General features: G+C 65.9%; 22 protein-coding genes. All 22 read right to left on the bottom strand.

The window, feature by feature from the left end; genetic code table 11:
- Window positions 1–175: 175 nt before the first annotated feature.
- The 22 genes from ACQEVO_RS34810 to ACQEVO_RS34705 all read right to left on the bottom strand — a co-directional run bounded on the left by ACQEVO_RS34810 (window position 176) and on the right by ACQEVO_RS34705 (window position 9,037).
- Entirely contained in the window at window positions 176–733 is a 558-nt protein-coding gene (locus ACQEVO_RS34810; RefSeq protein WP_432921585.1) for a hypothetical protein, read from the bottom strand.
- Window positions 734–1,080: 347 nt separating this feature from the next.
- The gene (locus ACQEVO_RS34805; protein ID WP_432921582.1) at window positions 1,081–1,437 is read right to left on the bottom strand and encodes a hypothetical protein; all 357 of its coding nucleotides are present in this window, start codon (window positions 1,435–1,437) and stop codon (window positions 1,081–1,083) included.
- Between the two features lie 234 nt (window positions 1,438–1,671).
- Window positions 1,672–2,040 (bottom strand): hypothetical protein, encoded by a 369-nt coding sequence (locus tag ACQEVO_RS34800; protein WP_432921579.1) that lies wholly within the window; start codon window positions 2,038–2,040, stop codon window positions 1,672–1,674.
- Window positions 2,037–2,621, bottom strand: coding sequence for a hypothetical protein (locus tag ACQEVO_RS34795; RefSeq protein WP_432921576.1), 585 nt, complete (start codon window positions 2,619–2,621; stop codon window positions 2,037–2,039). The genes ACQEVO_RS34800 and ACQEVO_RS34795 overlap by 4 nt, the downstream gene beginning before the upstream one ends.
- A gap of 604 nt (window positions 2,622–3,225) precedes the next feature.
- Window positions 3,226–3,438, bottom strand: coding sequence for a hypothetical protein (locus ACQEVO_RS34790; RefSeq protein WP_432921573.1), 213 nt, complete (start codon window positions 3,436–3,438; stop codon window positions 3,226–3,228).
- Window positions 3,435–3,734, bottom strand: coding sequence for a hypothetical protein (locus ACQEVO_RS34785; RefSeq protein WP_432921570.1), 300 nt, complete (start codon window positions 3,732–3,734; stop codon window positions 3,435–3,437). The genes ACQEVO_RS34790 and ACQEVO_RS34785 overlap by 4 nt, the downstream gene beginning before the upstream one ends.
- A 2-nt stretch (window positions 3,735–3,736) precedes the next feature.
- Window positions 3,737–4,042: a hypothetical protein gene (locus tag ACQEVO_RS34780; RefSeq protein ID WP_432921567.1), complete on the bottom strand. Its 306-nt coding sequence runs from the start codon at window positions 4,040–4,042 to the stop codon at window positions 3,737–3,739.
- Entirely contained in the window at window positions 4,039–4,347 is a 309-nt protein-coding gene (locus ACQEVO_RS34775; protein WP_432921564.1) for a hypothetical protein, read from the bottom strand. Before ACQEVO_RS34775 ends, ACQEVO_RS34780 begins: the two co-directional genes overlap by 4 nt.
- Complete coding sequence (locus tag ACQEVO_RS34770) at window positions 4,334–4,801, bottom strand: DUF6221 family protein (protein ID WP_432921561.1); 468 nt, start codon at window positions 4,799–4,801, stop codon at window positions 4,334–4,336. The genes ACQEVO_RS34775 and ACQEVO_RS34770 overlap by 14 nt, the downstream gene beginning before the upstream one ends.
- The gene (locus tag ACQEVO_RS34765) at window positions 4,798–5,031 is read right to left on the bottom strand and encodes a hypothetical protein (protein ID WP_432921558.1); all 234 of its coding nucleotides are present in this window, start codon (window positions 5,029–5,031) and stop codon (window positions 4,798–4,800) included. Before ACQEVO_RS34765 ends, ACQEVO_RS34770 begins: the two co-directional genes overlap by 4 nt.
- A gap of 230 nt (window positions 5,032–5,261) precedes the next feature.
- The gene (locus tag ACQEVO_RS34760; protein WP_432921556.1) at window positions 5,262–5,633 is read right to left on the bottom strand and encodes a RusA family crossover junction endodeoxyribonuclease; all 372 of its coding nucleotides are present in this window, start codon (window positions 5,631–5,633) and stop codon (window positions 5,262–5,264) included.
- Window positions 5,630–5,965, bottom strand: a complete 336-nt coding sequence (locus ACQEVO_RS34755; RefSeq protein WP_432921553.1) for a hypothetical protein — start codon at window positions 5,963–5,965, stop codon at window positions 5,630–5,632. The genes ACQEVO_RS34760 and ACQEVO_RS34755 overlap by 4 nt, the downstream gene beginning before the upstream one ends.
- On the bottom strand, window positions 5,962–6,171 hold the full coding sequence (locus ACQEVO_RS34750) for a hypothetical protein (RefSeq protein ID WP_432921550.1): 210 nt from the start codon (window positions 6,169–6,171) through the stop codon (window positions 5,962–5,964). Before ACQEVO_RS34750 ends, ACQEVO_RS34755 begins: the two co-directional genes overlap by 4 nt.
- Complete coding sequence (locus ACQEVO_RS34745; RefSeq protein WP_432921547.1) at window positions 6,164–6,373, bottom strand: zinc finger domain-containing protein; 210 nt, start codon at window positions 6,371–6,373, stop codon at window positions 6,164–6,166. Before ACQEVO_RS34745 ends, ACQEVO_RS34750 begins: the two co-directional genes overlap by 8 nt.
- On the bottom strand, window positions 6,366–6,719 hold the full coding sequence (locus tag ACQEVO_RS34740) for a hypothetical protein (RefSeq protein ID WP_432921544.1): 354 nt from the start codon (window positions 6,717–6,719) through the stop codon (window positions 6,366–6,368). Before ACQEVO_RS34740 ends, ACQEVO_RS34745 begins: the two co-directional genes overlap by 8 nt.
- Window positions 6,716–7,021, bottom strand: coding sequence for a hypothetical protein (locus ACQEVO_RS34735; protein ID WP_432921541.1), 306 nt, complete (start codon window positions 7,019–7,021; stop codon window positions 6,716–6,718). The genes ACQEVO_RS34740 and ACQEVO_RS34735 overlap by 4 nt, the downstream gene beginning before the upstream one ends.
- On the bottom strand, window positions 7,002–7,229 hold the full coding sequence (locus tag ACQEVO_RS34730; protein WP_432921538.1) for a hypothetical protein: 228 nt from the start codon (window positions 7,227–7,229) through the stop codon (window positions 7,002–7,004). The genes ACQEVO_RS34735 and ACQEVO_RS34730 overlap by 20 nt, the downstream gene beginning before the upstream one ends.
- On the bottom strand, window positions 7,226–7,585 hold the full coding sequence (locus ACQEVO_RS34725; RefSeq protein ID WP_432921535.1) for a hypothetical protein: 360 nt from the start codon (window positions 7,583–7,585) through the stop codon (window positions 7,226–7,228). The genes ACQEVO_RS34730 and ACQEVO_RS34725 overlap by 4 nt, the downstream gene beginning before the upstream one ends.
- Window positions 7,569–7,793, bottom strand: a complete 225-nt coding sequence (locus ACQEVO_RS34720; RefSeq protein WP_432921532.1) for a hypothetical protein — start codon at window positions 7,791–7,793, stop codon at window positions 7,569–7,571. Before ACQEVO_RS34720 ends, ACQEVO_RS34725 begins: the two co-directional genes overlap by 17 nt.
- Window positions 7,790–8,140, bottom strand: a complete 351-nt coding sequence (locus tag ACQEVO_RS34715; RefSeq protein ID WP_432921529.1) for a hypothetical protein — start codon at window positions 8,138–8,140, stop codon at window positions 7,790–7,792. The genes ACQEVO_RS34720 and ACQEVO_RS34715 overlap by 4 nt, the downstream gene beginning before the upstream one ends.
- Window positions 8,137–8,499, bottom strand: coding sequence for a hypothetical protein (locus tag ACQEVO_RS34710; RefSeq protein ID WP_432921526.1), 363 nt, complete (start codon window positions 8,497–8,499; stop codon window positions 8,137–8,139). The genes ACQEVO_RS34715 and ACQEVO_RS34710 overlap by 4 nt, the downstream gene beginning before the upstream one ends.
- Window positions 8,492–9,037 (bottom strand): hypothetical protein, encoded by a 546-nt coding sequence (locus ACQEVO_RS34705; protein ID WP_432921523.1) that lies wholly within the window; start codon window positions 9,035–9,037, stop codon window positions 8,492–8,494. Before ACQEVO_RS34705 ends, ACQEVO_RS34710 begins: the two co-directional genes overlap by 8 nt.
- Between the last annotated feature and the right edge of the window lie 180 nt (window positions 9,038–9,217).

The following is a 9,217-nucleotide window of genomic DNA, read 5'->3' as shown; positions in this document are numbered from 1 at the left end:
GAGGGTTACGCCGATCCGGTGCTGACGCCCTTCCACAGCAACTTGGCGACCATGAAGTCGTTGTAGCTGAGGATTTCCCAGAGCAGTCCGAGCAGCGCCATATCCAGTTCTCCTAATCGGTCATATCGGGCGAAACATACCGGCTGAGTCGATACGACCAGCGGTTATGGAGCAGTCAGTCGAGCGTGGAGTGGATCAGCGGGCCGCGGTCGTCGATACCGCAGCCGGCGTTATAGGTGGACGCCAGCCGCACTGCCAGATCCACGGCTTCACGAGGATCCATGCCGAGTCGCTGGGCGGTGTGCAGACTGCCCAGCCCTATCTCCGATCCCGAGCCCATCGTGTGGACACTGTCCTGCAACGGCATCGCGCCGTGGACGTGCAGCACCCACATACGATCTCGCCACGCCAGGAGGACCGTTCCGTCGAACGAGGACGCCGAGTCGTCTTCTGGAGTGACCAGCGGCGGAGTTGCTTCGGCGAGGACGGTTGTCGCTGCCTCTGCTACACGATGGGCCCAGTGGTCGGGTCCGTCGGCATTGGGGGCGAAGTCGATCTTCAGGTGGTGTTGCAGCCTCGCGATGATCGCCGAGTTGCCGGACACCCCGAGCAGTACTCGTTCGCCTACCGTCGTGGTCAGGGTGATGATCTTGCCGCGGGCCATGTAGATCGCGGTGCCGCAGTAGTCGGCCCGGGTGTCGCAGCCCATGATGACTTGGTCTCCGTCGGACATGGCCGCGATGATCGTCAACCCGAGGTCTCCTGTCGGTCAGAGATGTACGCCGGTGACCCGCAGCAGGAAGCGGACCAGCGTGAGATGCAGGGAGCCGAGCAGGGCACTCAGTTGTTCCACCCGCGGGATTCCATCCACGCCAGCACTTCAGCGTTCCGGGGTGGTGTGGCGGCCGGGTGACGCTTCGAGTAGGTCGGCCACAGCTTGTCCTGGAGCCACTGGGATAGCTCACCGATCAGGCCGGCCAGCCACTTACGCATCGGCCTGCTCCTCGGTCTTGCGGCGTTCCAGCTCCTCGGCGTACGTACAGGTCTCGTACTCCCGGCCGGACGAACCGGTGAGGATCATCAGCGGGAGAGGCCGTTCCGGGTGGCGCGCCGTGCCTTGAACTCCCGATCCATGGCGGCAAGGAACTCCGGAGTGGGCCTGCCGTCCGGGATCGACAGCGTATTGGTCACGTCGATACGGCGGCCGTGGGCTTCCAAGGCCCGTCCGCGCCAGTAGTGGAGCTCCACCACCAGCGACACCACCAGAACCGCTGTCAGGTTGTGCTCCACCAGCGACACGTCCCAGCCCTGCCCCAGTAGGCCGAGAACGGCCCACGCGAGGATGACCAGGGTGTGCCAGGCGCCGCACAGGACGACGGCTGTGAGGAAAATGCGCATCGGCCACGACGCGCGACGCAGGACAGTCAGGACGCTCACCACTGCACCGCCATCAGCACGGTGGGCTCCACGAACGGGCGCGGGGTGGGATGACACAGGGAGTGCAGCAGGGCGGCCAGGCAGGCCATCGGGGCTCCTCGCGGGGGAAGAGGGCCGCAGCGCTACCTACAGGGGGCGTCCGGGGGGACTGGTAGCACTGCGGGGATTGGGGGCGCGGAGATCGTCACGCGCGATATGGACACGAGTATCCAGGCATTGACACTACGCGTTGCTTCACGCGGTGTCACGCTGACGCGCCGTACGCGCCCGGGCAAGGTGATCCACGACATCCCTGAGCCGATACCGCGGCGCCCGCTTCGTACCCAGCCGAGGGATATGTCCGCGATACCCCCACATCCGAACCGTCCGGGGGTCGATGGTCAGCAACTCCCCGATCTGATCGGCGGTCATCATCCGATCCAGGTCGGCGATCTCGGTCTCCATCGGCCGAACCCAGGACTGCCCGAGCGCCACCGCCTTCTCATCCATCTGCTTGCACAAGTCCGGAGCGACAGTGAGCAGAGCGGACCGATAGGAGTTCGCGATACGCCGCGCCCGCTCCAGCGGGGTGTCTTCCGGCCAAGGCCACAGGTCTCGGGTCATGCCGCCACCGCCAGCGGATTGTTCAACCTGGTGAACTCGTCCTGGTGCCAGACGTTGAGGCAGTGGCGGCATTTCACCAGCGGTTCCTCCAGGCTGGCGGTGACGGTCTTGTGTCCGCACACGTGGCAGGGTTCCCGTAGCCACTCGTACTTCGTTTCCGCCAACCCGAGCACCGATACCGCCCGGTCGTGGAGGCGGGCCAGGCGCAATGCCGCATCTACGCCGTCGAGCTCCATGCGGCCATCCCAGTCCCCGCCGTCCGGGTACGGGAACCAGTGCGGCACCGTCCGCTTGGGCATGTCCACGAGGGTGCCCAGGTTCGCGCCCAGAATCGCCACGCAGCGGTGTACGCGCTGCTGCTGATCGGTCGGAAGTGGGTCACCCTTGGTGATGCGCAGGGCCCACCGCATTGTCTCGTCGTCGATATCGGTCATGAGGGTGTCGGCGGCGAGGGAGATCGGGCACGGGCGCTCACTGGACCCGGAGACTTTCGGACCGCCCGCGGTAGCGCGTTGGACGGCGACGCGTTCGGGGATGAGCCGGTCGAAGTCGGAGCCGAGTTCACCGATCGCCGCGAACATGTGCTCCTCGCAGGAGCGACACAGGCCGTCCGGTCTTTCGATCCCGGCGCCGTGCCAGTGGCCTTCGGCATCTCGGGTACGGGCCTTGCATTTCCGTCCCTGCCGGCATGTGTGCTCGGGCCCTGCATCCCGTGTACTCATGTACCCGGAGCCTACGCCGAATCGCCGACGATCTCGAGCCGCCATCCGGCGCGGTCAGAGGTGATATCGGCCATGCCCCCGACACAGCTACGGCCCCGGAAGGGGACCGGGGCCGTAGGGTCTGCCGCAGCGTGTGCGACGTTGGTGATGCACTTTGGGAGGGGTGCGGTGTTGATGCTACCGGGTCACTGATACGCCTGGTGGGTCCTGTCGAGCTCGGCCTGTGTCCGAAATTCGCCAGTCTTCACCCACCGCTGCATGGACAGCTCGCAGCCCATGACGAGAGTCAGGCCGTTCGCCCGGCCGGAATGTGATGCCTTCCCGCCGCATCCGCAGTAGCACCTCCGACGGTTGCGCCATCTGCCGGGCAGGAGTTCGGCGTAGCGGATGTGCTGTTCAGAGGAAGCGATGACACCCCAACCGGAATGCCCGGCAGCCTGCGCCTGAAGTCGATGCCTGTCACTCACCGGTTCTCCTCCACCCCGCCCAGGAACTCACGCACAGCTTCCGCTGCCGAACCGCACTCCACGCACACCGTCACCACTCCCACCGGCGCCACACCCAATTCGGTGAGACCGGTCAACGGGAAGACACACAGGGAGACATGGGAGCAGCGGGGGCATGGGGAGATGTCCGTGGGCTCACCGGCGTGGACATGAGCGACGGCAGTCCTCATGGGGTGTCTCCTGTCTCGGTGGTGTCCTCGGCCGACATCTCACCGCCGTGCTCACGGTCTTCCCGCACAGCGTCGTCCCACGACAGAGCGAACTGGTAGTACGCGTCTCGCGACTTGCCCGCCTCGACAAGACCGACGACCCGCTCAGCATCCCGACGTGCCCGTTGCGTTGCTTCCTCGACGAAGAACTCGACGACCTCATCACGGGTCGCTTCCCACATCACGAACGTGTCGGTGTTCGACGAGAAGATCCCGAACAGATCCGTGTCCGGTTGCCGGATTACTTGATAGCCCATTGTCAGGCCTCCGTCTCGGTGGTGTCCTCGGCCAGCTCGTACACCTCACGGAAGAAGTCAGCGTCGACAACCTGGCAGGGTCCGCCAGTCGGGTTGCGGATAACCCAGTCTCCGGTATGGAGATACCGCCCCTTCTGGTCATAGCTCTCGCCAGTGAACAGATAGCCGGTGGCCGACTTGTCATACGGTGATCCGTCTTCGGGCTCGAAGTCGCCGCCGGTGAACTCGGCCAGCTCGGCGGCGTTGCTTCCATCCCACTGGATTGCCTGAACGTCGTAGGGCTTTCGCCTGTAGGTGCGCGCGCTCATGGCGCCTCCGTCTCGGTGGTGTCCTCGGCGTCCGGATCGTTGGCCCCGCAGTGAATGCACGTCGGGTCGATGTCGAGATCCGATGACTCATGCCCGTCGATCTCGACACCGTCGAGCTGGCAGACACGCGCCCGCAAGGGATTGCCTATCCCTCCGTAAGTTCGATCCGGGCCGCCACCGACGCCACAGGGCGGAATGTCATCGCGGTAACCGTGACGGCGGAGCGCCGCCCGCTGCTCGTCATTGAAGTCGTCGGCCGTGACGTGGTAGATGACCGACCCGTCGATGAGCTCAACCTTCCGCATTGGACACTCCTGTCGTCTCGGTGGTGTCCTCGGGGTAGATGGAGGCCAGGGCCGAGACGATATCCGCATACGCCGCCTTCGGGTCCCGCTCCTCCCACTCGATCGCCCGTCCGATGATGTTCAGGACCTCCTGAAGGGCTTCCGTCTGGCGTAGGACACGGGAGGGGTCGAACTTCGCGATATGCTCCGCCGCCGCCGATGTGGGCTGCCCGTCACCGGAGAAGATCACCTGACGGTGTCCACGCCACGACTCGGGTTCACCCTCCTCCCGGATCTCTCCATCCACGGAACGTACGCCAGCCCCGTCCGGGCCGGGCTTCGCGATCCAGGAACCCACATCACCCTCGTAACGCAGGCTCGGGTCCATGTCGCGGCGGAGAGAGTCGATGGCCGCCCGCGCGATCTCGGTGTCCCGGGCCAGCCCGGCCCTCACACGGGACAGCGGGTCCGTCACAGCAGACGCTCCTGTCGAATCTCGGCCCGCTTGCCCACGTATACGCAATCGATGCCCGGGATGTGACGCACCGGGACGCCGTAAGCCCGCGTCATCCCCACAAGCATGCCTTCGGGCACGAGCAATTCGAGGTCATCGAAATTCGTCATGAGGCGCAAGTCCTCTACCAGAGCCAGCGCGGGGGCGAGCTGTTCGTGTTCGCTCGGCGGTCCGTCGGTACGATCATTCATGGCTGAACCCCTTCACGGTTCGGTCGGTGGCCGGGTGGGTGCGATCCCCCGGCCACCTCGAATTTTACCAGTTCACAGGGCATTTCATGGCCTCGGATCGCACGTGCAGGACCACTTCGCGCCGTCCATCCGGCCGCCTTCCCCCTGACAGCATGAGCAGTCGATCCACTCGCCGTTGACCATCTCGCCTTCGTCGCCCTGGCACGCCCAGCACATGATCCACCGACCGGTCATGCCGCCTCCTCGGCGGTCAATGTGATGGTGATCCGTGGATGGTCGCTGCCCTGCTGCACCGAGTACGACTCCGACAGCACATGGTTCGCGTCATCCTTCGCCAACACCCCCAAATCGACCAGAGCGTCGATCGCGGCCTTCCCGAACGCATGCAGGCTTCCGGCGTCGCGGGTGCGGCGGTCCGGGGCATACCAGGTGATCGCCACATGACAGCGGTCCAGGCGGGGCAGCGTGTCCCCGCCGGCGGATCGGATGTGCCAGGCCACGGCATCTCGGGCGGCTTTCACCTTCGACCAGTGGGCGCCGCGCTGCTGGTTGGAGGTGAGCGGCGGCCGGGGTAGGGGGATGTCGAGGATGTGGTGGGTCACTCGGACACCTCCCGCCACTCGGTGAGGTAGCGGACGCGGCGGCGGACAGGCTTGTCAACACCCCACACGCCGGTCTCCACCTCCTCGACGATGGTCGGCAGTAGCCCGGCCGCGGCAAGAGCATCGACCTCAAATGCAGCCTGCACCCTGTATCGACGTCGCGGATCGAACGAGCCCACCTGGACCGCAGTCACCCCGCCGATGTCATACGGCTCCCCCGGCTCGTCGTCCCATGGCGGCATGCTCCGGCTGTTCGATGCGAGACGGACCCGCTCGTATCGTGAGCGCGCCAGTGCCTCGATGGCCTCGGCCCGGATCTGTTCGGCGTTCACGCGGTCACGCCCTTCGGTGGGTAGTTGAGGTCGTGGAGGTTCTCCCCGAACCGAAGGAACCGGGCCCGGTTCATCGCGTAGTTGTCCGCGCTGTTCACGAACCGCAACGCCTCCAGCTCCGTGGGGAACACGACGATGTTGTCGCTATCGCCCATGTGATCGGCGACGATCCACACACCCCCTTGGTCTTCGCTCTGCTCAGGCATCGGGCCCTCCTCGGGCTGCTTGGCGGCGCTTCCAATGCGCCACATACTTCTCCGGCAGGAACCCCGCCCAACCACCATCGATGTCGTACATCAGGCAGCGTTGCCCCGGAGGCTGACCACACCACGGACAGGACACGGAGAGGGCTTGGCGGGTGGTTTGACGCTCCCGGTACGAGTCGAGCGTGACAACGTTGTCAACCATCCGACGCCTCCGGTTTCCCGCAGTCACCCTCGTGGCCGAGCGGCTTCCGGCAGTGCAACCGCGTCTCACAGCACGCGCACACATACCGTTTCGAGCAGTCCCCGTGGTAGGCGCCGTACTCGTCCACCGCGATCAGGTCATGCCCCTCGTGCGCCTTGGCGAACCACAGCAGGCCGGACGGGAACTGGAAATCCGCTCGCATCGACAGGATGTCGTCGACCGGGCCCATCTTCGCGATATCGGGGATGTACTGGATGAGCTGCTGGATGTAGTCGCCGCCGCGGTTCCAGTGGAGGTCGCAGGTGTCGCCGCAGGTGCGGCATTCGAGATCCCAGTAGTTGCTCACGACCGCGCCTCCCGCAGCTCGAGCAGTTTGAACTCCACGCCAGGGTTCTCCTCGGCCTCATGCGCCAACTCCTGCTCCGCGGCGGCGCGTGTGAGGTTCGGGCCGCCGTAGTCCTTGGCGAAGGTCAGCCCGTGGGCGGAGGTGACGAAGCCGACGACGTACCCGAGTGGGGGACGCTGAGCCGCCTCCAACTCGGCGACCTGGTCCGCGATCCGCTCCAGCACTACGGCCTGTCCCGGTCGGGCGGCGATGGCCGCCTGTGTCCGGATCTGATCTGCAAGGCTACGTGCGAGCTTGGACATCGGCGTTCTCCTTCGGTGTGGTCCAGGTGATGGGTCCGGGGTATCGGTGTGTGCCCCGATGGCCGGCGTCCCGCTCGCACTGCAACACCAGCGTCGAGTTCTCGTAGCCGTCCCCGGCATCCGGGAGAGGAACCTCCAGGGCCCGCTGGCAGCGTGGGAGGTCCCTGGCGATCCCGTGCGTGATGGTGGGCTCGATGCGCGCGGTCATCGCGGGATCCCGTCGTCGAACTCCGCCGCATCCGCCAACACGTCAGCGGTCTCGCGGGCAGCGTCAGGAGCGGCCTCGGCGCCCGCCCTGGCCGACTCGGCGCGATGCTCGGCGGCGAGTCTGCGGCGCTGGATTCGCTGAACTGGGGTCTCGAATCCTGCCTTCTCCATCGCCCTCACGACGTTCTTCATCCAGGCCTCGATGCCGTCATGGAACGCCTTGTGCTGCTCCTGGAACACCACCTGGGCGCCGCACTGCTTGCAGATGCCGGGGGTGAAGAACATGTCCGCCAGCGCTTTGGCTTCTTTCGCGCGGGCGGCGGCGAGCATCTCGTTGAGGTCAGCGGTGTCGCTCATTCGGTGTCTCCTTCTCGGGGGCGTCGAGCTGCTCGGCGACCTGGGCGCGCACCCACGCCAGCAGGCCGACGCACAACACGGACAGGGTGTGCGTGTCCTCGGGGCTGAGCTGCTCGCACACGGACCGGGGTAGGTATTCGGCAGGGTTGATCGGGTAGGTGAGGTGGTCAAGCACTATGGCGCGGGACAACCGGTTGAGGTCGGTCATTCGGTGTCTCCGTTCTCGGGAAATCCGAGCTGCTGGGACAGGAACACCTTTGGCCGCGCCATCTCACGGAACCGCTCCCGGTACTCCTCCCGCGTGAACCCGTTGCCCACTGGGCCATCCCATGGGAACGCGCCCGAATTGTCCGCCATCTGCTGGGCGACCGACTCCACGGTGATCGGCGGCTTCAGTTCCGAGAGGATCGCGATCTCCAAGGTGAGGGCCAGTTCGACCTGTGCCGGGTCGACCTGCGGATGCATCGACTTGTAGGCCAGGCCAGCGGCGGCGAGGTCGATTCCTCTTTCGGCGATAATGCGGCGGCCGACGGCGAGTCCTTCGCGGGGGTTCATTCGGTTTCTCCGTTCTGGGGTGTGTGCAGAACAACGACGGGCAGGGACAGGGACCGTGAGGTGCACGTGGCGTCGAATCCCGGCTCCTCCCACGCGCCATCACTGGTGCGCCGGTAGACATCTCCCTCCGGGTACGGCGAGTCCATGACCACCGAGCCGGCCGGTAGCGCGTCGAGTTCGGCGGGGTCGGTGATGACGCGGGTGGGTGGACGCCAGCCCGCGGCGAGGATGGCCACGGCGTAGCTATCGAGAACCTTGTCGCAGTCCGGGCAGCGGGACTCGTAGTCGCAGCCTCCGCAATAGGCGCCCTGCTTGTGCAAGATCTCGGCGAGCTGTTCGGCCGGCGTCTGGTCAGTCATCAGTGCCACCGCCCTTCGCGGGGCTGTACAGCACGGTGACCGGCAGGGTGAGGTAGTCGGTGATGATGCTGTGCGCCGCGCCGGGCGCCCACCAACGGTCGTCGCCTTTCTCCAGGATTCCGCGGGACAAGCCGTCTTCGGCTTCCCAGTGGATCACGGTGTCGTCGGGTAGGCGGTCGAGTTCGGCGCGGTAGCGGATGACGCGGGCGGGTGGGCGGTTGACGGCAGCGACGATCCGTTCCGCCCAGTCGTCCGCCCAGATCGGCAACTCACCGGTCAGCGCCGACAGGCTGCCGCCGCCGTGGTCCACCCAGAGCGCGCGGTCGATGATGCGGAGCTGTTCGGCAGGTTCCCGCTCAGGCATTGGGTTCTCCGTGATGCGCTGGGCGGGCGGACGCCACCCAGCCTTGAGAATGGCGTCCGCGATCTCCCCCTGGTACGGCCCTTCCGAGATGTACAACCCGTGGGCCTGGACCTGTCGGGTGATGTCGTCATCGATCAGCTCAGCGAGCTGATCACGGTATGTCTGATCAGGCATTGGTCCAGTCACTCCCCATCCGTGGTGGTGGTGTCCCCACCACTGGCCGTATCCCCCTGAGCGGGAAAGCTCCCCAACTCCGGGCGATCCGCCGCCAACAACCGCAGAAACTCGGTCGCCGCCTGCATCCACCGATCCGCCCGATCCAAACCCTCATGGAACGTCGCATGAGTGGCCGAG

Source organism: Nocardia sp. CA-290969 (assembly GCF_050936135.1).
Lineage (GTDB): Bacteria > Actinomycetota > Actinomycetes > Mycobacteriales > Mycobacteriaceae > Nocardia.
This window is presented reverse-complemented; position numbering and strand designations above follow the sequence as displayed.